26 protein-coding genes are annotated in these 26,461 nt (G+C 69.0%); 7 read left to right on the top strand and 19 right to left on the bottom strand.

Annotation, left to right across the window (positions count from 1 at the left end; translation table 11 throughout):
- Positions 1–11 precede the first annotated feature (11 nt).
- Together QE397_RS01360 and QE397_RS01355 are read left to right on the top strand one after the other, a co-directional pair.
- Complete coding sequence (locus QE397_RS01360) at positions 12–977, top strand: HAD family phosphatase (RefSeq protein ID WP_222631034.1); 966 nt, start codon at positions 12–14, stop codon at positions 975–977.
- 50 nt (positions 978–1,027) lie between these two features.
- The gene (locus tag QE397_RS01355) at positions 1,028–2,518 is read left to right on the top strand and encodes an NAD(P)/FAD-dependent oxidoreductase (RefSeq protein ID WP_307091205.1); all 1,491 of its coding nucleotides are present in this window, start codon (positions 1,028–1,030) and stop codon (positions 2,516–2,518) included.
- Here the strand turns inward: QE397_RS01355 and QE397_RS01350 are convergent.
- The 10 genes from QE397_RS01350 to QE397_RS01305 form a co-directional block, all read right to left on the bottom strand.
- Entirely contained in the window at positions 2,515–3,621 is a 1,107-nt protein-coding gene (locus QE397_RS01350; RefSeq protein ID WP_222631906.1) for a lysophospholipid acyltransferase family protein, read from the bottom strand. The genes QE397_RS01355 and QE397_RS01350 overlap by 4 nt on opposite strands.
- Positions 3,618–4,730 (bottom strand): NAD-dependent epimerase/dehydratase family protein, encoded by a 1,113-nt coding sequence (locus QE397_RS01345; protein ID WP_261769952.1) that lies wholly within the window; start codon positions 4,728–4,730, stop codon positions 3,618–3,620. Before QE397_RS01345 ends, QE397_RS01350 begins: the two co-directional genes overlap by 4 nt.
- A 190-nt stretch (positions 4,731–4,920) precedes the next feature.
- Positions 4,921–5,022 carry a 30S ribosomal protein bS22 gene (locus tag QE397_RS01340; RefSeq protein WP_003402602.1) on the bottom strand — a complete coding sequence of 34 codons (102 nt, stop codon included), beginning with the start codon at positions 5,020–5,022 and terminating at the stop codon, positions 4,921–4,923.
- A 263-nt stretch (positions 5,023–5,285) separates the two neighbouring features.
- Positions 5,286–5,531 (bottom strand): helix-turn-helix domain-containing protein, encoded by a 246-nt coding sequence (locus tag QE397_RS01335; RefSeq protein WP_027504502.1) that lies wholly within the window; start codon positions 5,529–5,531, stop codon positions 5,286–5,288.
- A 123-nt stretch (positions 5,532–5,654) separates the two neighbouring features.
- Entirely contained in the window at positions 5,655–6,470 is an 816-nt protein-coding gene (gene proC / locus QE397_RS01330; RefSeq protein WP_056441616.1) for a pyrroline-5-carboxylate reductase, read from the bottom strand.
- Positions 6,471–6,531: 61 nt separating this feature from the next.
- Positions 6,532–7,383 carry a thioesterase family protein gene (locus QE397_RS01325; protein WP_027504500.1) on the bottom strand — a complete coding sequence of 284 codons (852 nt, stop codon included), beginning with the start codon at positions 7,381–7,383 and terminating at the stop codon, positions 6,532–6,534.
- Positions 7,380–8,087 (bottom strand): MerR family transcriptional regulator, encoded by a 708-nt coding sequence (locus QE397_RS01320; RefSeq protein WP_307097304.1) that lies wholly within the window; start codon positions 8,085–8,087, stop codon positions 7,380–7,382. Before QE397_RS01320 ends, QE397_RS01325 begins: the two co-directional genes overlap by 4 nt.
- 88 nt (positions 8,088–8,175) lie before the next feature.
- The gene (locus QE397_RS01315) at positions 8,176–9,030 is read right to left on the bottom strand and encodes a sugar phosphate isomerase/epimerase (RefSeq protein WP_231476212.1); all 855 of its coding nucleotides are present in this window, start codon (positions 9,028–9,030) and stop codon (positions 8,176–8,178) included.
- A complete protein-coding gene (locus tag QE397_RS01310; RefSeq protein WP_307091200.1) occupies positions 9,027–10,043 on the bottom strand; it encodes a Yip1 family protein in 1,017 nt (338 codons plus the stop codon). Before QE397_RS01310 ends, QE397_RS01315 begins: the two co-directional genes overlap by 4 nt.
- Positions 10,040–10,996, bottom strand: a complete 957-nt coding sequence (locus QE397_RS01305; RefSeq protein ID WP_027504497.1) for a Ppx/GppA phosphatase family protein — start codon at positions 10,994–10,996, stop codon at positions 10,040–10,042. Before QE397_RS01305 ends, QE397_RS01310 begins: the two co-directional genes overlap by 4 nt.
- Positions 10,997–11,150: 154 nt before the next feature.
- On the opposite strand from QE397_RS01305, the gene QE397_RS01300 reads away from it, so the two are divergent.
- Complete coding sequence (locus tag QE397_RS01300; RefSeq protein ID WP_027504496.1) at positions 11,151–11,951, top strand: hypothetical protein; 801 nt, start codon at positions 11,151–11,153, stop codon at positions 11,949–11,951.
- Between the two features lie 123 nt (positions 11,952–12,074).
- Positions 12,075–12,944, top strand: a complete 870-nt coding sequence (locus QE397_RS01295; protein WP_307091197.1) for a DUF559 domain-containing protein — start codon at positions 12,075–12,077, stop codon at positions 12,942–12,944.
- 80 nt (positions 12,945–13,024) lie between these two features.
- Here QE397_RS01295 and QE397_RS01290 read toward each other — a convergent pair whose 3' ends face one another.
- The 3 genes from QE397_RS01290 to QE397_RS01280 all read right to left on the bottom strand — a co-directional run bounded on the left by QE397_RS01290 (position 13,025) and on the right by QE397_RS01280 (position 15,755).
- Positions 13,025–13,708, bottom strand: coding sequence for a response regulator transcription factor (locus tag QE397_RS01290; protein ID WP_027504494.1), 684 nt, complete (start codon positions 13,706–13,708; stop codon positions 13,025–13,027).
- Between the two features lie 16 nt (positions 13,709–13,724).
- Positions 13,725–14,894 (bottom strand): cell wall metabolism sensor histidine kinase WalK, encoded by a 1,170-nt coding sequence (locus QE397_RS01285; protein ID WP_027504493.1) that lies wholly within the window; start codon positions 14,892–14,894, stop codon positions 13,725–13,727.
- Positions 14,895–14,999: 105 nt separating this feature from the next.
- On the bottom strand, positions 15,000–15,755 hold the full coding sequence (locus QE397_RS01280) for a phosphoglyceromutase (protein ID WP_027504492.1): 756 nt from the start codon (positions 15,753–15,755) through the stop codon (positions 15,000–15,002).
- Between the two features lie 125 nt (positions 15,756–15,880).
- Here QE397_RS01280 and QE397_RS01275 point away from each other — a divergent pair, with 125 nt between their 5' ends.
- Positions 15,881–16,699, top strand: a complete 819-nt coding sequence (locus QE397_RS01275; RefSeq protein WP_222631915.1) for a triacylglycerol lipase — start codon at positions 15,881–15,883, stop codon at positions 16,697–16,699.
- Here QE397_RS01275 and QE397_RS01270 read toward each other — a convergent pair.
- The 4 genes from QE397_RS01270 to mshA all read right to left on the bottom strand — a co-directional run bounded on the left by QE397_RS01270 (position 16,696) and on the right by mshA (position 21,926).
- Complete coding sequence (locus QE397_RS01270; protein WP_307091193.1) at positions 16,696–18,162, bottom strand: carboxylesterase/lipase family protein; 1,467 nt, start codon at positions 18,160–18,162, stop codon at positions 16,696–16,698. The genes QE397_RS01275 and QE397_RS01270 overlap by 4 nt on opposite strands.
- Positions 18,163–18,260: 98 nt before the next feature.
- The gene (locus tag QE397_RS01265) at positions 18,261–19,862 is read right to left on the bottom strand and encodes an AMP-binding protein (RefSeq protein ID WP_027506349.1); all 1,602 of its coding nucleotides are present in this window, start codon (positions 19,860–19,862) and stop codon (positions 18,261–18,263) included.
- A gap of 130 nt (positions 19,863–19,992) precedes the next feature.
- Positions 19,993–20,550: a YbjN domain-containing protein gene (locus tag QE397_RS01260; protein ID WP_037186136.1), complete on the bottom strand. Its 558-nt coding sequence runs from the start codon at positions 20,548–20,550 to the stop codon at positions 19,993–19,995.
- The gene (gene mshA / locus QE397_RS01255; protein ID WP_222650065.1) at positions 20,547–21,926 is read right to left on the bottom strand and encodes a D-inositol-3-phosphate glycosyltransferase; all 1,380 of its coding nucleotides are present in this window, start codon (positions 21,924–21,926) and stop codon (positions 20,547–20,549) included. Before mshA ends, QE397_RS01260 begins: the two co-directional genes overlap by 4 nt.
- Positions 21,927–22,070: 144 nt before the next feature.
- Here mshA and QE397_RS01250 point away from each other — a divergent pair, with 144 nt between their 5' ends.
- Positions 22,071–23,567 (top strand): DUF222 domain-containing protein, encoded by a 1,497-nt coding sequence (locus tag QE397_RS01250; protein WP_307091190.1) that lies wholly within the window; start codon positions 22,071–22,073, stop codon positions 23,565–23,567.
- Between the two features lie 19 nt (positions 23,568–23,586).
- On the opposite strand, the gene QE397_RS01245 is transcribed toward QE397_RS01250, so the two are convergent.
- A complete protein-coding gene (locus tag QE397_RS01245) occupies positions 23,587–24,414 on the bottom strand; it encodes an alpha/beta fold hydrolase (protein ID WP_307091188.1) in 828 nt (275 codons plus the stop codon).
- Positions 24,415–24,503: 89 nt separating this feature from the next.
- Between QE397_RS01245 and QE397_RS01240 the strand changes: the two genes are divergently transcribed.
- Positions 24,504–25,727, top strand: coding sequence for an alkane 1-monooxygenase (locus QE397_RS01240; protein WP_307091186.1), 1,224 nt, complete (start codon positions 24,504–24,506; stop codon positions 25,725–25,727).
- On the opposite strand, the gene QE397_RS01235 is transcribed toward QE397_RS01240, so the two are convergent.
- Positions 25,728–26,456 carry a hypothetical protein gene (locus QE397_RS01235; RefSeq protein ID WP_307091183.1) on the bottom strand — a complete coding sequence of 243 codons (729 nt, stop codon included), beginning with the start codon at positions 26,454–26,456 and terminating at the stop codon, positions 25,728–25,730. It lies immediately after the preceding gene.
- Positions 26,457–26,461 lie beyond the last annotated feature (5 nt).

Here is a 26,461-nt window from a genome sequence, read left to right as displayed (position 1 = left end):
CGCCCGAGGTGATGGACGAGTCGCGGGAACGTCGACTCGTCGACCCGGAGGCGGCCGAGAAGCAGGTCCGTCGACGGATCCGCAATCCCCTCGGCCCCACCGCCGCCCAGATCCGCGCCAAGCTCGCCGGCGAGGCGAGCGCCGATGCCGCCATCGCGCTGCAGGCCGAGAGCGCCGAGGCCGCCGACGACCACGTCAGTACGGTTCCGCGTGATCTCACTGCCGCCGCGTTCTTCGACGTCGACAACACGATGGTGCAGGGCGCGTCGATCATCCACTTCGCCCGCGGGCTCGCGGCCCGCAAGTACTTCACGTCCAAGGACGTCTCCGAGTTCGCCTGGCAGCAGATCAAGTTCCGGGTGAGCGGCAAGGAGAACCTGGGCGACGTCAGCACCGGCCGCGAGAAGGCACTGTCCTTCGTCGAGGGCCGCTCGACCGCGGAGATCGTGCGGCTCGGCGAGGAGATCTTCGACGAGATCATCGCCGACCGCATCTGGGCCGGCACCCGTGCTCTCGCGCAGATGCACCTCGACGCCGGCCAGCAGGTGTGGCTCGTCACCGCCACCCCGGTGGAGCTGGCGTCCATCATCGCCAAACGCCTCGGCCTGACCGGCGCGTTGGGCACCGTCGCCGAGAGCAAGGACGGTGTCTTCACCGGGCGCCTCGTCGGCGACATCCTGCACGGTCGCGGCAAGGCCCACGCCGTGCGGACCCTCGCCGTGCGCGAGGGCCTCGACCTGCGACGCTGCACCGCCTACTCCGACAGCCACAACGACGTGCCGATGCTGTCCCTCGTCGGGACGGCCGTCGCGGTCAATCCCGACGCGGACCTGCGCGAGCTCGCGAAGAACCGCGGGTGGGAGATCCGCGACTTCCGCACCGGCCGCAAGGCCGCCAAGATCGGCGTCCCCACCGCTCTCGCACTCGGTGCCGTCGGCGGCGGCGTCGCCGCGGTGCTCGGCCGACGCAACGTATGAACCGACCGGCCTCCGGCCTACCCGCCACCCGACCGGCCTCCGGCCTACCTGTGAGAGCAGTCGTCATCGGTGCGGGTGTCGGCGGACTCGCCACCGCCGCCCGCCTGGCCCACCGCGGTGTCGAGACCGTCGTGCTCGAGCAGTCGCACGATCTGGGCGGGAAGCTCGGCATCGTCCGGCGGGACGGTTACTCGTTCGACACCGGGCCGTCACTGGTCACCATGCCGCACGTGTTCGACGATCTCTTCGCACAGACCGGTGGGCCGTCGGACCTCACGTTCGACCGGCTCCCGGTCGCGTGTCGCTACCGCTTTCCCGACGGCACCGAGCTGGACATGCCCGGTCGCGCGGAGGAGATCCCCGCCGCTCTGGACTCGGCGCTCGGAGCCGGTGCCGGTGCGCAGTGGTCCCGGTTCTCCGAGCGTGCCGAGCAGATCTGGGACGCCACCCACGAGGCGTTCCTCGAATCGCCCATCGGCCCCCGCGAACTGGTGTCGCTGTCGCGACGGGTGGGCGACCTCCGCACCATCAGCCCGTGGTCGTCGCTGCGTGATCTGGGTCGGCAGTACCTCACCGATCCGCGGCTCGCGATGATGCTCGACCGCTACGCCACCTACACCGGCTCGGATCCGCGGCGCGCCCCGGCGGCCCTCGCCACGGTGCCGCACGTCGAGCAGCGCTGGGGATCGTGGCACGTTCCCGGTGGGCTGCACCGCATCGCCGAGGCGATCGCCGACCGCGCGACATCGCTCGGAGCGGAGATCCGCACGGGTGTCACGGTGACCGGCGTGCGCGTCGAGAACGGACGCACCACCGGCGTCGACACCACACACGGACCCGTCGCGGCCGACATCGTCGTCGCGAACGCCGATGCCGAGCAGGTCTACCGGTCTCTGGTCCCCGCCACGCGGCGCACCGCGCTCGCCCGGCGGCGCCTCGACGCGACCACCGCGAGCCTGTCCGGCTTCGTGATCCTGCTGGCTCTGCGGGGCCGCGACGCCGACACCCCGCACCACCGGGTGCTGTTCCCGGACGACTACGACGCCGAGTTCGACGCCGTCTTCGGCACCCGCACGCGGCCGGCGCACCCCGCCGACGCCCCGACCGTCTACGTCAGCGCCCCCGACGATCCGGCTCTGCGCCCGGACGACGACACCGAGGCCTGGTTCGTCCTGGTGAACGCCGCGCGACACGGCACCGGTTCCTCGGCACTGGTCGACTGGGACGCTCCCGAACTGTCGGAGGGCTACGCCGACCGCATCCTCGACGTCATGGCGGCGCGCGGAGTGGACGTGCGCGAGCGGGTGCTGTGGCGGGAGATCATCTCGCCGGCAGATCTGATGCGCCGCACCATGACTCCGGGCGGGTCCATCTACGGAACGTCGTCCAACGGGGCGACGGCCGCGTTCCTGCGCCCCGCCAATCGCTCGCCGATCCCCGGCCTGTTCCTGGTCGGTGGATCGTCGCACCCCGGCGGTGGACTCCCACTGGTGACGCTCTCGGCACAGATCGTCGACGAGCTGATCGCCGACGCCCTCTAGCCGAGGAAGACGTTCCGGCGACGGGTCAGCAGCCGGTAGAGCGTCTGCTGGATCGTCTCGCGCACGCGGTCGGTGACCTCGAACAGTTCCATCGGGTCGTCGGCGGCGGACGGCTCGTAGGACGTGGTCTCGATGGGCTCGCCGAACTCGATGTACCACTTCGACGGCAGCGGGACGAGACCCAGCGGACCGAAGTGCGGGAACAGCGGCGTGACCGGGAAGTACGGCATGCCGAGGACGCGTGCGAGCGTAGTCAGGTCACCGATCTTCGGGTAGATCTCCTCGGACCCGACGATCGAGCACGGGATGATGGGCGTCTGGGTGCGCAGCGCGGCGGAGACGAAGCCACCGCGGCCGAAGCGCTGCAGCTTGTAGCGCTCACTGAACGGCTTGCCGATGCCCTTGAACCCTTCCGGGAACACCGCCACGACCTCGCCGCCACGCAGCAGTCGCTCGGCGTCGGGTTGGCAGGCCAGGGTATGGCCGGCGCGGCGCGCGATGCTGCCGACCAGCGGGGTCTCGAACGCGAGGTCCGCGGCGAGCATGCGCAGCGCGCGGTGCTGCGGGTGGTGATCCCGCATCGCGACCGAGGCCATGAGTCCGTCGATCGGGATGACACCCGCGTGGTTCGAGACCACCAGGGCGCCGCCCTCGGCGGGCACGTTCTCGATCCCGCGCACCTCGACGCGGAACCACTTCTCGAACAGCGGTCGCAACGCCGGAAGCCAGACGGAATCGGCGAAGTGGGGGTCGTAACCGAACTCGTCGACCTCGTAGTCGCCCGACAGGCGTGTCCGCAGGAAGTCTGCTCCCCCGGCGACACGGTCGACGAGCGCACGCCGTACCGACTCGACGGCCGACGGGAACTCGCCGACGTCCGGCGTCGCATGCGGTGCTGCCGTCTCGGGCACCACCAGAGGCGTCGGCACCTCGACACTCGGCACCATCGAGGGCGAGGGCGACGGGGACGCGTAGGACGAGGGGTGCCGGCCGCGGACGTCCGCCGGGTCGCTGCCGGCGCGTGGCCCACCGTCGGGCGTGGACTGACGGAGGCGATCGAACGACTTACCGTGCAGCGGAATCACTTTGGCCACGTCGGTCACCTTCCCGCTCCGGCCGGCAACGACACGGGCGACGGGTGCACCCCGGAGGTTGCACCGCCCAACAGTCCGATGACGCGGTTCTCGATCGCGTCGACCCATTCACGCCGAATCACGGGCGTCAGCGCGACTCCGCGCACGAAGTCGTCGAACGCCTGCACGGTGGTCCACCGTGGGGTGAATCCGAGGACGTTCTTCATCCTGGTGGTGTCCACCCCGCATCCGAAGTTGAAGTAGTCGAGCTGCTCCGCCGAGAAGTCGCGCATCAGCGATCCCATCACCGCCTTGCCGGTGGTGCGGAACAGGGCCATGGGCACCGGCAGCTCCACGCGGCCGGCTCGGCGGATGGCCTGCGACAGCATGATGATGCCGTCGGCCGCGATGTTGAAGGTGCCCGCGGGGCCGGCCAACGTGGCGCGTTCGAGTGCGGAGAGCGCGTCCTCCTCGTGCAGCAACTGCATGCGCGCATCGCGACCGAGAATCGACGGTGTGACCGGCGAGGTGAGGTAGCGCGAGACGGATCCGTTCAACCGGGGTCCGATCATGGGGGCGTTGCGCAGGATGCTGACGTCGATGTCCGGACGACGACGGCCCAGCCCACGGGCGTAGCCCTCGGTCTCGATGGCGTCGCGGGCGAAGCCGCCCTGCGGACGTGACCGCGCGCCCATCTCCTCGGTGAACTGCGCCGGATCCTTCGCACTGCAGCCGTACACCGCCGTCGACGAGCGCAGCACCACGTGCCGCACCGTCGGCGACTTCTGGCAGACGGCGAACAGCTGCATCGCCCCGAGCACGTTGAGGTCCTTCATCACCGTGCGGCCACCGCCGCTGGGCGGCCGGGACAGCAGCGACGCGTGCACGACGGTGTCGACGCCCGCGCTGCGGATGACCTTGCCGATCAACGGGTTACGGATGTCCGCCCGCACGAATTCGGCGCGACCCATCCGCCGGATCATGTCCTTGGTGGGTGCCACGGCATCGACGGCGACGACCCGCTCGATCGACGGGTTCTGCGCCAGTCGCATGGTGAGGTATCCGCCCAGGAATCGGCTCGCTCCCGTGACGAGCACGACGCGTGGAGCGTCGCGCCCGGTGTCGTCAGAGCTCACCAGACCCCCTCGGTTTCTCCCGTGGCCACCGCTCGCGCGGCGCCGCACACGCCATGGTGTCACGAACCCCGCGTGCGCGCTCCGGCACGAGAAGAACCGGCACGCGACACCCGCGGGACCGGATACGACAACGCCCGCGAGGACGGTCGAAACTCGATCCTCACGGGCGGAAGTCGTCGCGATCCCTAGCGGATCACTTACCCAATTTCCTGCGCTGAACGCGGGTGCGGCGAAGCAGCTTGCGGTGCTTCTTCTTCGACATGCGCTTGCGACGCTTCTTGATCACTGAACCCATGCGGGTGTCCTCGCGTTCTTTCGTCTCTGTACAGCTGCACTGCTGATACCGCTGCTGGTGCTGTTCGGTCGTCGGCGGACACGGCAGTGACGGGACTGCGCGCTCACGCGACTCAGCCCCATCATACCCAGCTCACACGACCACTCTCGACCGGCCTCCGCAGCAGCGGCGCACGCCCGAACCGTCCGATTCCGGTGAACCGTGCCGATGCCCTTCCCCGGGCATGCACCGTTCCACGTGGAACAGACGGGACGAGGCGTGCGTCAGCCTGCGTCGAAGTAGGACGTCTCCAGGTAGTCGTGCACCGCCTTCGCATGCACTCGGAACGAGCGGCCCACACGAACGGCGGGCAGCTCGCCACCGTGCACCAGGCGGTACACGGTCATCTTGGACACCCTCATCAGTGAGGCAACTTCTGCCACCGTGAGGAACTGGGTTCCGGCCACAGCCGGTTGGCCGTCGTGGGACGAGCTCTTGCTCGACCCGGACGGCTTGTTGACGGATTCCATAAATCCACATACCTCCGGCACGCCCGCGCTGCCGGCTTCCCCTCCGGCAGAACAGACACGCACGTGCTGCAGCGAGCTTAGCGGGACTCGAGTGACAAAAGCGACGGGTGGGGGGACCAATATTTATTCGACCGGTGAACCGAGAGCCGTTCCCCGCGCCTTGGCGGCGTCGATCGCGTCGAGAAGCGCAGCTCGGAAGCCCTTTCGCTCCAACTGGGCGATGGCCGCGGCCGTGGTGCCGCCGGGAGACGTCACACCGGCGCGGAGCTCCTGCGGTGACTCGTCCGAGCGATCGAGCATCGCCGCGGAGCCCACCATCGTCTGGACGACCAGTGTCGTGGCGGTGTCGCGAGGCAGTCCGAGACCCACGGCGGCGTCGATCATGGCCTCGGCCATGAGGAAGAAGTAGGCGGGTCCGGATCCGGAGACGGCGGTGACCGCGTCGATCTTGTCCTCGGACACGACGGCCGTCTTCCCGACGGTGCCGAGCAGCTTGCGCACCGTCTCGATGTGCTCCGAGCGGGCATGGCGGCCGGGGGCCAGCACGCTCATCGCCTCGCCCACCAACATCGGGGTGTTGGGCATGACACGGACGATCGGGATGCCCGCGGGCAGCTTCGGCTCGTAGCGCGACGCGGTGACGCCGGCGGCCATCGTCACGATGATCTGCTCGCGCTCCCCGTTGAGCTCGGCCTTGGACATCTGGGTGATCACCGAGTCGACGTCGTCGGGCTTCACCGCGACGACGATGACGTCGGCGCCCTCGATCGCGTCGATCACGCTGGTGGTCCGAATGCCGAACTGGGTGGCCACCGCGTCCGCGCGGGCCGGGTACTTCTCCGCCAGCACCACGTTGCCGGTGGGCAACCCGCCCTCGATCAGTCCTGCGATCAACGCCTCACCGATCCGGCCGCCGCCGATCACCGCAATTCTCGTCATGCGCTCAGCGTGCCATGCCGCGGGTGGCGATCGGCAGGGTGTCGCGGTCCCTCGGTCGGGCTCAGGTCGCGAGCGGCACCATGGCCAGCTGTCGGCTCTGCACCACCACGGCACCGGTGGAGTCGACGATGGTGTGGTCCTCCTCGAACCAGGAACCGCCGAGCACGGTGCTCGACGACTTCACGCGCAGCCAGCCGGGTGCCGGGGTGTGGCGCAGGTACGTCGTGAGCTGGACCGTCGGAGCCCAGCCGAAGAGGCCGCGATTCATCGTCACGGGCGGGCAGATGTCGCCGGCCATGATGGCGAACAGCGCCGCGGTGACGGGATCGTTCTCGTCGTCGGGCCGCGGCCGGACCCACATGCGGATCTCCGCCGACCCCTGCGCGCCGGTCAGGAAGTGCGCGGCGGTGGGATCGAGACGCATGTCGCAGCCCGTCGCGACGTGGACGACGTCCGCCATCGGGTGACCGGGCGCCACTCGAGCGGCCGAGTCCGGCGGCTCGACGGCCATGTCGAGTACCGACGCCAGGGACGACTCGTGCTCCTGGTGCACGGGCGCTCCGCTGTCCGGCGTGCCGAGCGTGACCACGCTCCGCACCGCGGGACGACCGTTCTGCAGCAACACCGCGTCGACGTGCACCACGCGCCGACCACGCTTGAGCACCGTCGTCTCGACCGTCACCGGGCCGGGATCGGGCGCCGCGAGGTAGCTGGCGCTGACTGCGAGCGGAGTGAGCTCGATCGGGTCGTCGTCCAGCGCGAGACGCTGAGTGGCGGCCGCGGCACAGACACTCATCATGGCGCCGCCGTGCACCTTGGGGCCGATGGTCCACGTCGGGTCGATGCTGCCCTCGAACAGATCCGTGTCGGTGCGATCGAGTGTGGTGAGGGTGCGGAACGGGGCGTCGGTCACTGGTCGCTCGAATCTGTCGTCGGGTGGGGCCGGTCGGGAAGGCCGGAGGCCGGCCGGGTGAAGTGGTCGGGAGAGCCGGTCGGGGCGAAGTGCTGCTGGGCGAGGTCGTGGTGCGCGAGGCGGCGCAGGGCGGTGACCACCGGTTCGTAGAGCACCGTCCCGAGGACGGCGAAGCGCACGGCGGCGTGTGGCTCGGTGTGGTCGAGCACCCGCGCCCACTCCCCCTCCGCGATCACGCGCACGGCACGGGCGTACGCGACGACGTCGTCGTCGGATAGCGGGACGCCCGCAGCGTCGGCGGCGGCGAGGGAGTGGTCGAGCTGACGAGCTGCCGAACTGTCGGTCGGGAGATCGGCGGCGGCGTGGCCGAGCCGTTCCAGGATCCGCGAGGTACGCGGCGCCGGACCCGGGTCGACTCCGTCCTGCCCCGCGTCGTCGAGGTAGGGCGGGAGCGCACCGAGTGCCCGGCTCATCGCGGGATGGACGTCGCCGGTCGCCTCGTCGAGGGCCGCGAGCACCGTCCTGATCCGTCCGAGAGGAAGGGAGGCGCCGGTCAGGGCCTTGATCAACCGGAGGCGGTCGAGGTGTTCGTCGGTGTACTCGGACACCGTCGTCGCGCCGACCCCGGGCATGAGGAGCCCTTCGCGGAGGTAGAACTTGATCGTGGGTCGCGGGACCCCGGATCGTTCGACCAGCTCGGACATGCGCACCGGTCGAACTCTAGACCACAGTGGATAGTGGGACTATCCGGGTGCGAACTTCCGAGGGTGCGAACTTCGGAGGTGAGGGACGTCAGAGGTGCTGCCGGGCGAACGCCAACGATCGTTCGAGTGCGGCCGACCGCTCGGTGGCCGTCCGCGCGTTCTGGGTGTTGATCTCGAGCACGGCCTGACCGTCGAAGCCTCGCGCGACCAGCGCCTGGCAGACCTCCGCGACCGGCTGCGTGCCGTCGCCGGGCACGAGGTGCTCGTCGACGGAGGCGCCGCGGCCGTCCGCGAGATGCAGATGCTTGAGCCCGGCGCCCATGCGCTCGGACAGCGCCACGGCATCGAGCCCGGACGTCGCGGTGTGCGAGAAGTCCAGCGTGTAGTGCTGGTGGCCCACGTCGGTCGGGTCGTAGGACGGCGCGAACGCGGTGAACCCGATGCCGGGCTTCCCGCCGCGCTTCTCGAGCCGCTTCACCGAGCCGGTGCCCGCACCGAAGAGCCGGTCCGCACGCATCGGGAACATGTTCTCGACGGCGACGACCATGCCCTCGTTGTCGGACTCGAGCTCGGCGACCTGGTCGGGAAAACCGTCGGCGTAGATGCGTTGCCACCGGAACGGCGGGTGCACCACCACGGTGGACGCGCCGAGCGCCTCGGCAGCGTGGACCGAGCGCACGAGCTTCGAGACCGGATCCGAACCCCACACCCGCTGGGTGATCAGCAGGCACGGTGCGTGCAGCGCCAGAACCGGAACGCCGTACGCGCGGCTGAGCTGCTTGATCGCACCGACGTCCTGGCTGATCGGCTCGGCCCACACCATGAGCTCGATCCCGTCGAAGCCGAGTTCCGCGGCGAAGCGGAACGCGGACTCGGTGTTCTGCGGATAGACCGAGGCCGTGGACAACCCCACCGGAACGTGCCGGCGCCCGGGCGTCGTCACGTGGTGCTGAGCATGAAGGCCAGCGGGCCCAGAGTGACGAATCCGCCCACGACCACCGCCAGCAGGATCGACACGATGTCGTCGGTGCGGCGCAGCACACGCACCACGGCCACGAGTCCGACGATGACGAAGAACGCGAGGACCAGGGCGACCCAGGGCAGCATCTCCCACAGTCGCTCGAACCCCTTGAACAGGAGCGCGCCGAGCACGATCGCCACGATGCCCTGGCCGATCAGCGACAACCACTGCTTGACCGGGCTGCGGGACTTCGACGGCGCCACCGGTGCGTCCTCGACGGGTTCCGCATCGGTGGGGGTCGCGAGATCGGCGTCGTCGGCCGTGTCGGTGGCGATCGTGTCCGGGTTCTCGGAATCCTCGGTCACTGCCGGGACGATCGTGGTCACCGCGTCGTTCTCGGCCGTGACCTCGTCGGCGTCGACCTCCGGCTCGGCCGGCGTCGACCGCTGCTGCTCAGGAGCGCCGGGTCGATCGGAAGCGGGACGCTCCTGCGCCGGCCGCTCGGGTGCGAGCGCACGCTCCTCGGTGGAGGCGCGCAGGCGGTCGACCGCCACGGACGGAGCGCCGGAGAACAGCGCGGGTTCGGGCCGAGCGGAACGGGCGGCGCCGAACGCGGGGGTCGGGCGGGCCTGCTGCTCACGGCGGCGGTCGTCGATCCGGGGCGTGGTCCGTGTGGGCTCGGGTGCCGGGGCGGGCCGCTCGGGCTCGGCGTCGCGGGTCGACTCCTCGGCCTCGGCCTGCCGCGGCTGGTCCTGCGGCGACTCGGTCTCGGGCGACGCGTCGGACTCGTCGTCGGGCGCCTCGGCCGGGGTCTCGTCGCGAACGATCGGGATCTCGCCGGTCAGCTCGGCGACGGAGATACCGCCGGCCATGCCGCGTCGACGTCGACCGCCACCGGACTGCGTGTCCACCTTGGCGCCGTTGCGCGCGAGCAGTTCCGCCACCGACACCTGTCCGGTGTCGGCCGCGCCACTTCCGTTGTTGTCGTCACTCATGTCTCTCGAGTCTCCACCACATCGCCGAACGTCTCCGTGTCCAGCTTGCGCAGGATCAATCCCTCACGCAGCGCCCACGGACAGATCTCCAACGAATCGATCGACAGCGCGCGCATGCTCGCCTCGGCGACCAGTGCTCCGGCCACCATCTGTCGTGATCGATCCGCGCTCACGCCTTCCAATTCTGCACGGTCCGCCGAGGTCATCCTCGAGATGAACGAGATGACCTGACGCAGACCGTCGGCCGTCAGGGTCCTGACGACACGGGGGCCGGCAGCCGACGGAGCGGCACCGGTCAATCGAGCCAACGAGCGGAAGGTCTTCGACGTTCCCACCGCCCGGTCGGGCAGCCCCGGCTCGAGCAGCTTCTTCGCCGGTTCGACGAGTTCCGCGTCGAGCCAGTCACGCAGCACGGCGACCCGCCGCTTGCCGGGAGGATCCTCGGCCAGCCAGTCGCGCGTCAGTCGGCCGGCCCCGAGGGGAAGCGACATCGCCACGTCCGGGTTCTCGTCGATCCCGGTGCTGAGCTCGAGGGATCCGCCGCCGATGTCGAGGTCGAGGATGCGCCCGGCACTCCAGCCGTACCACCGACGCACGGCCAGGAACGTCAGACGCGACTCGTCCTCGCCGGAGAGAACCTGCAGGCTCACGCCGGTCTCGTCACGCACTCGGTTCAGCACGGCGGTCGAGTTGCGTGCGTCGCGGACGGCCGACGTGGCGAAGGCCATGAGCTCGCCGCAGCCCGACGATGTGGCGATCGACGAGAAGTCGGCGACCGTCCGCACCAGTCGATCGGAGCCGGACTGGGTGATGTCACCGGCGTCGTCGGTGTTCTCCGCCAGGCGCAGGGCAGCCTTGGTGGAGCTCATCGGTGTCGGGTGACCGCCGCGGTGAGCGTCGACCACGAGCAGATGAACTGTGTTGCTTCCGACGTCGAGCACCCCTAACCGCACAGGGAACACCGTACTGGGTCTAGCGTCGTGGCTTGTGACACGTGCTGAGAAGGCGGGTAGGCCGGAGGCCGGCCGGGCCGCAAAGCAGACGACGAGCGTGGGCGACGAGGCCGGACGGCGGTCTGGCGAGGCCACCGGACGGCCCGCGGACGTGCTGGAACCCGCGGCGACCCACAAACTCGATCCCGCACCCGAGGTGGCGCCGGACTTCCCGCGCGAGTGGGTCGAGTTCGTCGATCCGACCAACCCCGAGCACGTCGTCCGCGCGGATCTGACGTGGTTGCTGTCGAGTTGGACGTGCGTCTTCGGAACCCCCGCGTGCCAGGGAACGGTCCCCGATCGGCCCGACGACGGGTGCTGCTCGCACGGGGCGTTCCTGTCGGACGACGACGACCACGCCAAGCTCGTCGCCTCCGTCGAGATGCTCACGCCGGACGACTGGCAGTTCTTCGACAAGGGACACGGCAAGAAGGGCTTCGTGGAGGTCGACGACCTCGAAGGCGAGCAGGCGCTGCGCACCCGCAAGTACAAGGGTGCGTGCATCTTCCTCAACCGACCGGGCTTCGAGGGCGGCATCGGGTGCGCACTGCACCGGATGGCGCTGCGCACCGGCGTCGAACCCCTCGAGGTGAAGCCCGACGTCTGCTGGCAGCTGCCCATCCGCCGCACCCAGGACTGGGTGACCCGCCCCGACGGCGTCGAGATCCTGCAGACCGTCGTCGGCGAGTACGACCGACGCGGCTGGGGTGAGGGCGGCGCCGACCTCAGTTGGTACTGCACCGCCTCCCCCGACGCACACGTCGGCTCGAAGGCGGTCTGGCAGTCGTACGCGCCAGAGCTGACGGAGCTGCTCGGCAAGGACGTCTACACCGAACTCGCCGCGCTGTGTCGGCGTCGGCAAGGCTTGGGGTTGATCGCCGTGCACCCCGCGACCCGCGAGGCTCAGCGCACGTAGTCCAATCAATGCCCCGCGGGGCTTGGTCACGCTTCATCCACAGGCACCCCGTCATCCCCACGGCACTGGCGAGTTGCTCGATCGACGCGGCGCCTGTCGGTGCAGCTCGTGACGGTCTGCGCCATGGACCCCACACTCGTCGACGCAATGAGAGCCAACGGCGGCTTCCTGCACACGACCGATCTCCTCCGACGCATGTCCCCGAGCCGCGTGCGGTGGCTGGTGCACACTCGTCAGCTGACCCGCGTACGGCACGGGCTGTACGCGGTCGGAACGCTCCCTGTCTCGGCGCGACTCGACGCTCTGAGCATCGAGCTCGGAACGCGGGTCGCTTCATCCATGGACACGGCGGCGGCGATACACGGTTTCGACCTCGACCAGACGCAGCAATTACATGTGGTGGAGCCGCACGATCGGCGCATCGAGAGCAGACCAGGGGTGGTGGTGCACCAGCGACGGGGTGCACCATTGGTGGAGGTCGGCACCCGATTGGTCGTGGAGCCGGCCTGGACTGCTGTCGAGGTCGCACGGCAACGTGCCCCTGGTCGCGCGCTCGCCGTTCTCGACGCCGCGGCCCGGGTGGGCTGCGAACCCGGATCGCTGGAACGAGCAGTCGATGCGCAACGGGGGCGGCGGGGCATCGTCGAGGTCCGCCGTCTGGCACCGCTCGTCGACCGAAGATCCGGCTCACCGATGGAGTCGGAGACCCGCCTGGTGCTGCACGACGGCCACCTTCCGGCACCCGAGTTGCAGTGGCCCGTGATGCACGGACTCGGCATCTTCTATCTCGACCTCGCTTGGCCAGCACGACGATTCGCGGTGGAATACGACGGCGACGAATTCCACGGAACGCCCGATAGCGTCCGACGCGACAAGGCCCGTCTTGCGCTGCTCGCTGATGAGGGCTGGCGCGTTCTGCAGATCACGTCGGACGATGTGCGGCGCGAACCTGATGTCCTGGTCGGTCGTGTCCGCCGGCTACTTGCCGCCTGATGTCCGCGAATACGCCGAAAGTGTCGTGATCAACGGATCCGCAGCGACACTTTCGACGTACTCGCCGAAACCGAACGGCCTCACTCCTCGAGCTTGTACCCCAGCCCACGCACCGTGACGAGGTGCACGGGCTTCGCGGGGTCCGTCTCGATCTTCGAGCGCAACCGCTTCACGTGGACGTCCAGCGTCTTCGTGTCGCCCACGTAGTCGGCGCCCCACACACGGTCGATCAACTGTCCGCGGGTGAGCACTCGACCAGAGTTGCGGAGCAGGTACTCCAGCAGGTCGAACTCCTTGAGCGGCAACGTGATCTGCTGCCCGCCGACCATGACGACGTGGCGCTCCACGTCCATGCGTACCGGTCCGGCCTCGAGGATGCTGTTGTCGTCGATCTCCTCGGTGTCGGATCCACGGCGCAGGACCGCACGGATGCGCGCGATGAGTTCACGGGACGAGTACGGCTTGGTGACGTAGTCGTCGGCACCCAGTTCGAGTCCGACCACCTTGTCGATCTCGCTGTCGCGCGCGGTGACCATGATGACCGGCACACCGGAGCGGCTGCGCAGGTGCTTGCACACGTCGGTGCCGCTCATGCCCGGCAGCATGAGGTCGAGCAGGACGATGTCCGCTCCCACGCGATCGAACTCGGCGAGGGCGGAGGGGCCGTCGCCGACGACGGTCGCGTCGAAACCTTCCTTGCGGAGCAGGAACGCCAGCGGGTCGGCCAACGATTCTTCGTCTTCGACGATGAGCACGCTCGTCATGGGGTGTCCTTCTCGGTCATGACGGCTCGCCGTCGTCTTCGATGTGAGCAGGAATGAGGAGCGTGAAGGTCGAGCCCGTCCCGGGCTTGCTCCACAGCTCGATGCGGCCGTTGTGGTTGGCGGCGACGTGCTTGGCGATGGCCAGTCCCAGACCGGTACCGCCGGTGGCCCGCGACCGCGCCTTGTCGACGCGGAAGAAGCGCTCGAACACGCGCTCCTGGTCCTCCTTGGCGATGCCGATGCCGCGGTCGGTGACCGAGAAGGCCACCATGCTCTGTGGGCCCGTCGCATCGTCGTCACGCAGGGACCGCGTCACCGACACGGGAGACCCCTTCGGGGAGTACGCGATGGCGTTCTCGACGAGGTTGGACAGTGCGGTGACCAGCAGGGTCTGATCGCCGAGCACCTCGAGTCCGCTCGGTCGGTCAGTCGTGACGACGATGCCCGTGGCCTCGGCCTTGAGGGCCGAACGCGAGAGCGCGCTCTTGACCACGGTGTCGACGTCGACGACGTCGAGATCGGGGAGCTTCTCGGCACCCTGCAGCCGGGACAGCGAGATGAGTTCGCTGACCATGTTGCCCAGGCGCGTGGACTCGTCGAGCATCCGCTCACCGAATCGCTGGACCGACTCGGGATCGTCGCGCGACTGCAGCAGCGCCTCGGCCAGCAGGCTGATGGCGCCGACGGGGGTCTTGAGTTCGTGGCTGACGTTCGCGACGAAGTCCCGCCGCGTGGCCTCCATGCGGACCTGCTCGGAGTCGTCGTCGGCGAACAGGACGACGAACCGGCGATCCTCCTGGGAGAGCAGCTGCGCGTGCCCCTTCACGGCGATGCCGGCGCGCCCGCGGGCGTCGAGAACCGTGAGGTCGACCTCGACGTGGTCACCGGTCTCGAGGACCCTGGTGGCGGCCTTCCAGGCCCGATCGTCGAGCGACCGACCGCGGACGAGACCGAGCTCCTCGGCGCGCGGATTGAACAGCACGACGTCGTGGAACTGGTCGACGACGGCGATACCGCTGTGCGCGGCCAGCACGATGAGGTCGAGGACCTGGGACATCGTCAGCCCGTTGTCGCGGGTCTGACGCAGGACGTGGCGGGAGTTCAGATACGGGATCAGCACTCCACCGACGAGGTACCCACCGAACGCCGCGACGGCGGCGATCAGGACGACGGTCGGAGTGGTCACGGGCCGATCGTACGGTCACACGACCGTGCACCGACGCACGGTGGGCCGGGTTTTCCGGCCGTCACCGCACGTCCGGCGCACGTTCGCACCGCGTTCATCGAGTCGTTACTTCTTGCCCTGGTTCGCCACTGCCGCGGCTCCGGCCGCAGCGGCCTCCGGGTCGAGGTAGGTGCCGCCCGGCACGGTGGGAACGAGCTTGTCGCCCGACTCCGTGAGGTCGTACTGCAGCGGGATGCCGGTGGGGATGTTGAGCCCCGCGATGTCCGCGTCGGAGATGCCGTCGAGGTACTTGACGAGGGCGCGCAGCGAGTTGCCGTGGGCGGCGATCATGACCGTCTTCCCTGCCCGGAGCTCGGGGACGATGACGTCCTCGTAGTACGGAACGAAGCGTTCGACGACGTCCTTCAGGCACTCGGTCAGCGGCACGCTGTCGAGATCGGCGTAGCGCGGATCGGCGTCCTGGCTGTACTCGGAGCCGACCTCGATGGGGGGCGGCGGGGTGTCGTAGCTACGACGCCACAGCATGAACTGCTCGTCGCCGTACTTCTCCTTGGTCGCCGCCTTGTCGAGACCTTGCAGTGCACCGTAGTGCCGCTCGTTCAGACGCCAGTCGCGGACGACCGGGATCCAGTGCCGATCGGCAGCGTCGAGCGCGAGGTTCGCAGTGCTGATGGCGCGACGCAGAAGCGAGGTGTACAGCACGTCGGGAAGCACACCGGCCTCCTTGATCAGCTCGCCGGCACGCTTCCCCTCCGCCTCACCCTTGGCGGTCAGGCGCACGTCCTGCCATCCGGTGAACTGGTTGGACGCGTTCCACTCGCTCTCGCCGTGGCGGAGAAGGATCAGGGTTCCGATGCTCATGCCGCCCAGTTTCTCACGATGCCGTCGGCGGGACGACCGGTCGGGCGCGCCGCAGGTCGTGCGGGGTGCGCAGCGGGAACTGCGCTTCCGCCGAGCCGAACCGGCGTGACCGCTAGCCTCTGCTGATGAGAACCCGCTGGACAGTGGCGCTGGCGGCGTGCGCGTGGCTCGCGTGCGCGCCGACCGCCACGGCCGATCCGCTGCCCGTCGACTACAACTTCTTCAGCGGCTTCCCGGCGGAGATCGCGAACCCGGGCGGATCGCTGCCCGGAACCAACGACTTCTCGTGCGCGCCGACGGCGGAGCACCCGAATCCGGTGATCCTGGTGCACGGCACGGGGACCGGGCAGCAGACAGGGTGGGGCGTGTACGCGCCGCTGCTGAAGAACGAGGGGTACTGCGTCTTCGCTCCGACGTACGGTGCGCTGCCGGGTGCGTGGCCGATCAGCGCGATCGGTGGCCTCGGGCCGGTTCCCGAGAAGGGAGCGCAGTTCGCGGCGTTCGTCGACGAGGTGCTGTCCGCGACGGGCGCCGAGAAGGTCGACATCGTCGGACACTCGCAGGGCACGGTGCTGCCCAACTACTACGCGCAGGTGCTCGGCGGAGCGGACGACATCGACAGGTACGTCTCGCTGGCCCCGCTGTGGAAGGGGTCGGGCCCGTCGCAGTTCGCGTGGCCCGACGCGTCGTACCGCTACGCGCCGGGCATCACGTACACCAACATCATGACGCGGTACGACGAGGTGGTCGTGCCGTACACGGACGGCTACGTCGAGGCTCCGAACGCGACCAACATCGTCGTACAGGACACGTGCGACGTCGACTTCTCCGAGCATGCCGGCATCGTCGGGTCGCCGAGGGCCGCGGCGTTCGTGCTGAACGCTCTCGACCCCGCGCACCCGCGACCCGTGCCCTGCGAGTTCGTCCCGCCCTTCACCGGCTAGCGCGCACCGTCCCACACCGTGCGGGTGTCGGGCCGCGGGTCGTTCACCACGGCCGGCTCCGTCCCGAACATCTTCACCGTGCGCTCGGGCCCGTACTGCGCCCAGCCGGGATCGCCGTCGCGCACGAAGTCGACCCAGGCGCGGTGCATCTCGTCGGCGACCGCCTGCGGCGGGTTCGGCCCCGTGATGCGAGCGGTCTCGGGCTTGCCCAGCACGTCGAAGACGAACGGGATCTCGAGCGCATGGCACGCGCCGAGGTTCCCGTCGAACAGCGGCGAGCGCCAGGTGAACTCGTAGACGTGGGCCGGGTGCGCCTCGGCGACGCGCACGGCGGGGATGCGGAAGAACCAGTCGGTCATGACCGCGATCATGAGTTCACCGGGCGAGGCGTCCGGATACCGATCGCGGTACGTGTCCAGCACCGACGGGTCCAGTCGATACCCGGCGAGCACCGTCCGCAGGTAGTCCTCGGTGATGTGCGGAACGATGCCGGCGGGCACGAGGAAGAACGCGTGCTCCTCACTGGTGGTGCCGAGCAGGAGTTCGACGTCGGTGCCCGCACCGTCGGCGATGCGCGAATACGGCAGCGCAGGAACGACATCACCGTCGATGCACGGCTCGAACGCCATCATGTTCAGTGCCACCTCACCCCACGCGCCGCTCGACGCCTCCGTGGCGATGCGATCGGACAGGGTGCGCTGGGCGTCGACGAGGGCGTCGACGGGTACCGAGCCGAGCCCCTCCACCGTCGCCGAAACGCCGAGGGCCGACGCCAGCGCGGCCGAGACGGTGCCCGCGGTCTCCGCCGAGATGACGTGATGGCCGGCGCCGCTCTGCAGGACCGCGCGGTGGAACAGCCCCTCGGCGCGGGGCATCGACAGCAGCGTGCCGACGCTCATGGCACCCGCGGACTCTCCCGCGACGGTCACCCGCGCCGGGTCGCCGCCGTACGACGCGATGTGGTCCCGGACCCATTCGAGCGCCGCGACCTGGTCCAGCAGACCACGATTGGCGGGAGCGCCCTCGATCTGCGCGAAGCCGTCCACGCCGAGCCGGTAGTTGATCACCACGGCGACGACGCCGTCCCGCGCGAAGGCGGTGCCGTCGTAGGCGGGTACTGCGTTGCTGCCGTTCACGAAGGCGCCGCCGTGGATCCACACGAACACGGGCGCGGAGCCGGCGACGTCCGGCGAGTACACGGCGACGTTCAGGCACTCCTCGCCGGGCACCACGGGCTCGCTGAGGATCTCGCTGGTGGGCGGCCGGTACCCGACCTTCGGGACGGTGGCGCCGTGCTCGAGGGCGTCGCGCGTGCCGGACCACCGCGGCGGCGCGGTCGGCGCCTGGAATCGGTGCGGTCCGAACGGCGCCTCGGCATAGGGAACTCCGAGGAACGAGGCGATGCCGTTGTCGGTGCGACCGCGCACCTGGCCCTGGGCTGTGTCGACGGTGATCGTGTCCATGGCTCATGAGTACCACCCCGAGTGCCCCCACACCCCTCACATGACGCGAACACCCTCTCCAGCACGCTGGAGAGGGTGTTCGGGTGGTACAGGGAGTGTCAGCCGGCGGCAGGCTCGGCCGCCCGCAGATCCTTGCGCAGGATCTTGCCGGACGCCGACTTCGGCACCGTGTCGATGAACTGCACGCGGCGAACCTTCTTGTGCGGCGACACCTTCTCGGACACGAACGTCATGACGTCGTCCTCGGTGAGCTCGGCGCCCTGCTGCAGCACGACGAACGCCTTCGGTACCTCTTCGCCCTCGTCGTCGAGCACGCCGATGACGGCCGCATCGGCGATCTGCGGGTGCGTGAGCAGCAGCGACTCGAGCTCGGCGGGCGGCACCTGGTAGCCCTTGTACTTGATCAGCTCCTTGAGCCGGTCCACGATGCTGACGCACCCACGACCGTCGACGACGGCGATGTCGCCGGTGTGCAGGTACCCGTCGGCGTCGAGCGTCTCGGCCGTCGCAGCGTCGTTGTTCAGGTAGCCGGCCATGACGTTCGGGCCCTTGATCCACAGCTCACCGGGCTCGCTGACCTTGTCCGAGCCGGGCTCCGGGTAGGCCACCTCCTCGCCGGTGGCCGGATCGACGAGCTTGTTCTCCGAGTTGGCGACGGCGGTGCCGCAGCTGCTCAGCGGCATGTCGTCGCCGTCGAACGGGATGGCGTGCGAGACGGGGCTCAGCTCGCTCATGCCGTAACCCTGACGCACCTTGGTCTTCAGTCGCTTCGCGACGGCGTTGCCCAGGTTCTCGTCGAGGGCGGCGGCACCGGAGAACACCATTCGCACGCTGGAGATGTCGTACTGGTCCACCATCGGGTGCTTGGCCAGTGCGACGGCGACGGGCGGCGCGATGAAGAGGTAGGTGATCTTCTTCTCGGTGGTGAGGCTCAGGAACTGTTCGAGATCGAAGCGCGGCATCGTGACCAGCGACGCGCGCACCTTGAGGCCGAGGTTGAGCAGCACGGTCATGCCGTAGATGTGGAAGAACGGCAGCACGGCGAGCAGGACGTCGTCCCGGTTCGCGCCCATGCGCGGCTCGATCTGCGACACGTTGGCCACCAGGTTGCGGTGCGTGAGCATGACGCCCTTCGGCCGTCCCGTGGTGCCCGAGGAGTAGGGCAGCACCGCGAGGTGGGTGGACGGGTCGAAGCTGACGTCGGGCGCCTGTGCACCCTCGGTGAGGAGGTCACGCAGCGACTCGTGGCCCTCCGCGCCGTCGAGCACGACGATGCGATCGGCCGACAGACCGACCTGCTCCGCAGCGGCCTTCGCCTGCGGGAGCAGCGGCGAGACCGTGAAGATCATGGTCGCGGACGAGTCCGTGAGCTGCTTCGCGATGTCCTCGGCGTTGTACAGAGCATTGATCGTCGTGGCGATCGCACCGGCGCGCAGGATGCCGTGGAACACCGACGCGAACGCCGGCACGTTGGGCGAGTGCACCGCGACCACGTCGCCGACCTTCACTCCGCGCGAGGCGAGTGCGCCTGCGACTCCGTTGATCTGACCGACGAGAGTGCGGTAGTCGGTGACGGCGCCGCTGGGCCCGTCGATCAGGGCGGGGCGCGCGAGGTCGTCCTCGGTGAGGTCACCGAAGAGGAACTCGTAGACGCTCTGCTCGGGAATCTCGACGTCGGGGTACGGGCTGCGGAAACTCATGGAACTCCTCATCGGCACAGCAGGGACGACAGAAAGGCAACCTTAATGTGTCGGGCGGTCACATAAACATCCTTCGGACATTCCGGGTGACAGCCATCACACGAAGGAGCCTACCTGCACGGTGTCCGAATCAGTCCCGGTCGTCGTCGTCCGCTCGGTCCGCCGGCTGTACCCAGGACGTGGGCCCGTCGTCCGGCCTGCCGTTCACCAGATGCTCGAACGCCTTCAGGTTGTTCAGCGACTCGCCGCGCGAGACGCGCCACGCCCACTCGCGGCGGATGGACTCGGCGAAGCCCAGTTCGAGCAGCACGTTGAAATCGCCGTCGGCCGCCTCGAGCACCTGCCCGAGGATGCGGTCGATCTCGTCTCCCGTGACCGCGTGCGTCGACATCTTGCCGACGAGGTAGATGTCACCGATCTTGTCGATCGTGTAGTGCACTCCGTACAGACGGCGGTTGCGCCGCAACAGGTATCGGTACACGCCCTCGAAGTTCTCGTCGGGCTTGCGGCACACGAAGGCCTCGATGCGCACGCCGTGGTTGCCGACCGTCAGCATCGTCGAGGTCTTGAGCTTCTTCTCACCGGGAAGGTCCACGACGAACTGCGTGTCGGTGGCCCGGGAGTAGTCCAACTCCCGGTCGGCCAACACCGAGTCGATCAGTTCCGTCACCTGGTCGGTCGTCGTCACAGCGCTCTCACCGGTCCTGTCCGTCGTAGTCGCCACAGACCACGGGGTCTGCGAGGCGAGAACTCACCCGTCGGTCTCTCGACACCCGCGGTACGGCCGAATCTCCACGCCGCGCGGGCGTAGGTGTCCAGCAACGCGTCCGAGGTGTGTTCCCACGAGAAGTTCTCCGCATGTCGTGAGGCATTCGACGCCATCACGGTGCGCAGACGGTCGTCGGCGAGCAACGACTGCACCGCGGTGGCCCAGTCGGCCGGATCGTGGCCCTGCACCAGCACGCCGGTCTCCCCGTCCCGCACGGCCACACCGAGGCCCCCGACGTCCGCGGCGACCACCGGGACACCGCACGCCTGGGCCTCGATGGCCACGAGACCGAAGGACTCCGAATAACTGGGCACCGCAACGAGATCCGACGCGCGGTAGACGTCCGCCAGCCTGTCCGGGGGTTGCGGCGGGAGGAACGTCACCCGATCCTCGATGCCCAGCCGGCGACTCAGCTCGATGAGGGAGTCGGGCCGTTCCAGACCGGTGCCCGACGGGCCACCGACCACCAGCACGCGTACGCGCGACGACGGGTCCCGCCGGTGGATCTCGGCGACGGCCGCGACGAGGACGTCCGGCGCCTTGAGAGGTTGGATCCGTCCCACGAACGTCACGAGAGGGTCGTCGGCGTCCAGCCCCAGGGAGCGTCGAGCGGCGGCGCGATCGCCCGGCCGGAACATGCTCAGGTCCGCTCCCGGCGCGACGACGTCGATCTTGTCCTCGGCCGCGTCGTACAGATCGACGAGAGCCCGGGCCTCGTCGAGAGTGTTGGCCGTGAGCCGATCGGCTTCCTCGACGACCTGCTTCTCACCGATGCGGCGGGCCGCCGGTTCCGGCTTGTCCCCCGCCGCCACCGACAGATTCTTCACCGCGGCGAGCGTGTGCGCGGTGTGCACCAAGGGGACCTTCCACCGGTCGCGGGCGAGCCAGCCGACCTGCCCCGACAACCAGTAGTGCGAGTGGATCATGTCGTAGTGGCCCGGCTCGTGCCGTGCCTCCTCGCGCAGGACGCCCGCGGCGAAGGCGCAGAGCTGGGTGGGCAGGTCGTGCTTGTCGAGACCCTCGAACGGGCCGGCCGCGATGCTGCGCACCAGTACGCCGGGCGCGGCCTCGACCACGGGTTCGTCACGGGAGGACGTGGCCCGGGTGAAGATCTCCACCTCGACTCCGCGCGCCGCCATCTGCACGGCGGTCTGCAGGACGTACACGTTCATGCCGCCCGCGTCCCCCGTGCCGGGCTGCGCCAGCGGAGACGTGTGCAGCGACAACACGGCTACCCGATGCGGGCTGTGACGGCGGACCACCGTTCCAGTGTGCCCTGTCCGATTGCGTCGCAGGTGCGCGCCCACCCGGTCATCCCCCTACGGGCGTGCCGACACATGCGCGGGAACCCGCCGACATTCACAGCGCCGGGAACACGTACGCCACTGCCCCGCGGGAGTCATGGAAACATGTCGGAGGACCCTGCTAACTTCGCACACATGTTCGAACAGGGGTGGGCGACGCAGGATCCGGAGGCCATGGGACTACCCGGAACGCTCCTCGACGCACCCGCGAACACCCTCCTGTCCACGATGTCCTACGCCTCGGCCGGACTGTCCTATCTCGAATGGACCCGATACCGGGCCGCAGCGGAACTGCACACTCAACTCGTCGTTCCTCACGAGATGTCCGATCACCGCCGGATGGATGCGACGACTCACTGCGCCGCCCGCATCTCGGCCGTCCTGTCCGTCAGCCAGGGCGCCGGAGAAGGCATCCTGACCCGCGCAATTGCACTCCGAGACCGGCTTCCCCGCGTAGCCGAGTGCCTCCGCGACGGCCTCATCGCCCCCAAACACGTCCACACCATCATCGGCCGAACCGACCTCGTCGACGGCACCACGTACGTGCGGGAAGTCGACACCGAGATCGCCGCGGCCCTACAGCGACGCGGCTCGTGGTCGGACAAACGCATGCGGGACATGATCGACCGCATCGTCTACCGCCACGATCCCGACGCCGTCAGGGAACGACGTGTGCTCGCCGAGAACAACCGCAGCTTCTGGATCGACGCGGGACCCGACGGCATGGCATACATGGGCGCAACCATGACAGCCGACAATGCCGTCGTCATCGCTGCCGCGGTGGAGGAGTTGGCCGGACGCGTGTGTCGCAAGGATCCTCGCAGCAAGGGCGCCCGTTCCAGCGACGCCCTGTTCGCCCTCGCCACCCGCACAGCGTACGAGTGCCAGTGCGACGATCCGGACTGCTCCGCGCCCGGGTGGACCGGTGAGGACGGCCTGCTCACGTCTTTCATCGTGCACGTCGTCACGGACTCCACCACCATGGCCGGCGACACCGCCGCCGACGGCAATCCAGGGTTCCTCGTCGGCCACGGCGTCATCTCGCCCGACCACGTCGCCGACCTCGCCGATCGTGCCGACTCCGTCATCCGCCCCGTCTCGACCACCAACCCCGCATCACAGCCCGCCGATCCGTACCGCCCCTCCAGCGCCCTCGACACGTTCGTGCGCATTCGCGACCAGTACTGCACCTGGCCCGGCTGCAACCGTGGGGTGTGGACCGGCGATCTCGACCACATCGCGGAGTACGACCATGAGAATCCCGACGGCGGCGGCCAGACGACCGACGTCAACCTCGGCGGCAAATGCAGGTTCCACCACAACGTGAAGACGTTCGGCGACTTCGTCGACGATCAGTACACCGAGGACGACACGGGACGCGTCGTCTCCACCGTCACCACGCCCGAGGGCCTCGTCGTCCCGGGGCCGGCGCACAACGGATACGACATCCACCCCGGACTCGCCGACGTCACCTTCGAGACGCCCGATCCTCCACCAACGAGTCCGCCCCGCACTCCCCCCAGCAGACGCCGCACACGTCTGGCGGACAAACATGCCCGCCGGAGGAACGAACGCAACCGCAACCGACGGGCCCGCGAAGTCGCCGACACCGACGACCCCCCACCGTTCTGACATGCATCACGTGTGTGGACTAACCCAGAGAGTCGACGAAACCCGCCAGCTCGGACAGGAAGCGGGCCGGGTCCGCGACGAACGGACCGTGATCGACGCCCTCCCACCACGAGGTCGACGCACCGGGCACGACGGAGGCGGTGTGCCGACCCGCGCCGACGTCCACCACCGTGTCCGCCGTGCCGTGCATCACCAGGGTGGGGACGTCCAGCGCCGCCAGCGTCTCGTCGTGTCCCACGTGGCGCCGGAACACCGCGGACCGCACGCGTGGACGCGTCGCCAGGCTGGCGCCGAACAGTGCCTGAGCTGCGGCGCCGTGTCCTTCGCCGGGTCCGGTGAGGGCGTTGCCGAAACTCGCGAGCGCCCTGATGGCCACGCGCGAGTCCTCGCTCATCGCGCCGGGGATCGCCGCACGCATCGCCGTGCCGACGGCTCCGCCGGGTCGATCCGGACCGATCGCGGTGATCGCCGCGACGAAGACGACACCCGCCACCGCACCGGTGCCGTACACCGACAGGTAGTCGCACAGCACCAGACCGCCGTAGGACCAGCCCAGCAGGACCGCACCCGAGCGGATGCCCTCCTGCTCGAGAACGGCGTGCACGTCCCCGGCCCACAGCGCGGACCGGTCGTAACCGACGTCGGGGGCACCGGACATGCCGTGCCCGCGCAGGTCCACCGCGATGACGCGGTACCGCTCGGACAGGTCGGCGAGGAGGTCGTCGCCCCAGCAGGCTCCGCTCTGGGCCCAGCCGTGCAGCAGCACCAACGGTCGAGCCGAGACGTCTCCCGTGACGCGGTAGACCAGGGATGTTCCGTCGCGCCCGAGCGCCTCTCGTATTGCCATGCCACCAACATATTGGGCGCACGTTGTGGGATGTCAGAAGGGCTCGTGCAGCGGCCTGAGCAGCGTCGACTCGTCGGTAAAGTTCCGTCGTGACCGAAACACACCAGCGCTCCATCTCGCCGAAGACGGGCGAATGGCGTGACCTCAACCGGTACTACTGGCCGTGGGCTCTCATCGCTCCGATGCTTCCGCTCATCTCCGTGGGCATCGTCTTCGGGCTGCAGTGGTGGGCACCGGGAGTGTCACAGGTCGCGTGGTGGTCGGGTCCCCTGTTCCTCTACGTCGTGGTCCCCATCGCGGATCGCATCGTCGTCCCGTTCGACGAGAATCCGCCCGAGGATCTGGTCGAGTCTCTCGAGGCCGACTTCTGGTATCGCGGCTGCGTCTACGCCTACATCCCCATGCAGTTCTTCGGCATCGGGCTGTCGTCCCATCTACTGACGGCCGACGACCTCTCGTGGCTCGGGCTCGAGAACGGCCTGTCACTCGCCTCGAAGATCGGCGTGGCGCTGACCATCGGACTCGTCGGCGGCATCGGCATCAACACGGCGCACGAGCTCGGTCACAAGAAGGTCGAGTACGAACAGTGGCTCTCGCGCATCGTGCTCGCGCAGAGCTTCTACGGGCACTTCTACGTCGAACACAATCGCGGGCATCACGTCCGGGTCGCCACTCCGGAGGATCCGGCGAGCTCGCGTCTCGGTGAGACCCTGTGGCAGTTCTACCCCCGCAGCGTTCTCGGCGGATTCCGTTCCGGGTGGGCACTCGAGCGAGATCGTCTGCACCGCACCGGGAAGCGCACCTTCTCCTTCTCGAACGCGAATCTCACCGCCTGGCTCATGAGCCTCGCCCTGTGGGGTGCGCTGGTCGGCGTGTTCGGTGTCGAACTGCTGCCGTTCCTGGTTCTGCAGGCGGTGTACGGGATCTCGCTGCTCGAGGCCGTCAACTACCTCGAGCACTACGGGCTGCTGCGGCGCACCAAGGAGAACGGACGCTACGAGCGCTGCACTCCGGAACACAGCTGGAACAGCGACTACGCCGTCTCCGACATCTTCCTCTACCACCTGCAACGACACAGCGACCATCACGCCAACCCCACGCGCCGGTACCAGGTGCTGCGGAGCATGCCCGAATCTCCGCAGCTCCCAGCGGGTTACGCGCCCCTGATCCTCGTGTCGTACTTCCCGTTCCTGTGGCGGGCGCTGATGGACAAGCGCGTGGTCGCGCACTACGACGGCGACCTCCGGCGCTCCAACATCCAGCCCGCGAAGCGGGAGAAGTACCTCGCGAAGTACCCCGCGCCGACGCGGTAGCTACTTCTTCCGGCGCCGACTACCGCCGTGCCAGTCCTGCTGCACGCCCGCCTCGTCCTCGCTCACACCGAGAGCCCGCAGCTGGGGTAGCTCCCGCAGACTGCGCTTCAGCTCCGCGAATCCCGGGAACCGTGCCAGTCCCACGACGTGGTCCCACAACTCGACCGCGTCGTCGTCCGACGGGAGCCGGCTGATGACCGGGCCGAAGAACGCCACACCCTCGGGCGGCTCGACGTGGATGATCGGTGTTCCGACGTCCTTGCCCGTGAGAGACAGCGCCTCGTCTGTCGACGCCTGGATCTCCTCGTCGAACGACGTGTCGTCCAGTGCCCGGACGTGATGCTCGGGCAGGCCGAGGCCGGCGAGGATCGGTGCGAGGAACTCGGCCGTTCCGCGGTGCGCGTGAGCACCGGCCTCGTCGGGCACCGGCTCCGCATCGAAGATCCGCGCGCCGAGCGCGGCGTACAGCGGGCCCATCGCCTCCCGGCCGTGCTCGGCCCGCACGCTCGCGGCAGCCCGGAGCAGCCGGAGCCCCGCAGTGTGTCCCGCCTCGTACTCCGGCGGGAAGTGCGTCGAGTAGTCGATGTGCGCGTTGAGTTGTCGCAGGGAGATGAAACTCCAGTCGACGGTGTAGTCCCGTTGCGCCTGGACGAGGCGGACCCACCTGCTGGTCATCCAGGCGAACGGGCACACCGGGTCGAAGTAGAACCGGAGATCGGGTGCTGTCATGTCCG

Origin of the sequence: Rhodococcus sp. SORGH_AS_0301, assembly GCF_030818285.1 — a bacterium.
Taxonomy (GTDB): domain Bacteria; phylum Actinomycetota; class Actinomycetes; order Mycobacteriales; family Mycobacteriaceae; genus Rhodococcoides.
This window is presented reverse-complemented; position numbering and strand designations above follow the sequence as displayed.

What these genes read in the sequence shown, in the direction of transcription:
- QE397_RS01270 (WP_307091193.1), bottom strand. Translation starts at nt 18,162, where the DNA reads ATGGACACGATCACCGTCGACACAGCCCAGGGCCAGGTGCGCGGTCGC.
- QE397_RS01280 (WP_027504492.1), bottom strand. Translation starts at nt 15,755, where the DNA reads ATGAGCATCGGAACCCTGATCCTTCTCCGCCACGGCGAGAGCGAGTGG.
- QE397_RS01235 (WP_307091183.1), bottom strand. Translation starts at nt 26,456, where the DNA reads ATGACAGCACCCGATCTCCGGTTCTACTTCGACCCGGTGTGCCCGTTC.
- QE397_RS01310 (WP_307091200.1), bottom strand. Translation starts at nt 10,043, where the DNA reads ATGAGTGACGACAACAACGGAAGTGGCGCGGCCGACACCGGACAGGTG.
- QE397_RS01360 (WP_222631034.1), top strand. Translation starts at nt 12, where the DNA reads ATGGACGAGTCGCGGGAACGTCGACTCGTCGACCCGGAGGCGGCCGAG.
- QE397_RS01290 (WP_027504494.1), bottom strand. Translation starts at nt 13,708, where the DNA reads ATGACGAGCGTGCTCATCGTCGAAGACGAAGAATCGTTGGCCGACCCG.
- QE397_RS01340 (WP_003402602.1), bottom strand. Translation starts at nt 5,022, where the DNA reads ATGGGTTCAGTGATCAAGAAGCGTCGCAAGCGCATGTCGAAGAAGAAG.
- QE397_RS01320 (WP_307097304.1), bottom strand. Translation starts at nt 8,087, where the DNA reads ATGTCCGAGCTGGTCGAACGATCCGGGGTCCCGCGACCCACGATCAAG.
- QE397_RS01275 (WP_222631915.1), top strand. Translation starts at nt 15,881, where the DNA reads ATGAGAACCCGCTGGACAGTGGCGCTGGCGGCGTGCGCGTGGCTCGCG.
- QE397_RS01295 (WP_307091197.1), top strand. Translation starts at nt 12,075, where the DNA reads ATGGACCCCACACTCGTCGACGCAATGAGAGCCAACGGCGGCTTCCTG.
- QE397_RS01265 (WP_027506349.1), bottom strand. Translation starts at nt 19,862, where the DNA reads ATGAGTTTCCGCAGCCCGTACCCCGACGTCGAGATTCCCGAGCAGAGC.
- QE397_RS01245 (WP_307091188.1), bottom strand. Translation starts at nt 24,414, where the DNA reads ATGGCAATACGAGAGGCGCTCGGGCGCGACGGAACATCCCTGGTCTAC.
- proC (WP_056441616.1), bottom strand. Translation starts at nt 6,470, where the DNA reads ATGACGAGAATTGCGGTGATCGGCGGCGGCCGGATCGGTGAGGCGTTG.
- QE397_RS01335 (WP_027504502.1), bottom strand. Translation starts at nt 5,531, where the DNA reads ATGGAATCCGTCAACAAGCCGTCCGGGTCGAGCAAGAGCTCGTCCCAC.
- QE397_RS01250 (WP_307091190.1), top strand. Translation starts at nt 22,071, where the DNA reads ATGTTCGAACAGGGGTGGGCGACGCAGGATCCGGAGGCCATGGGACTA.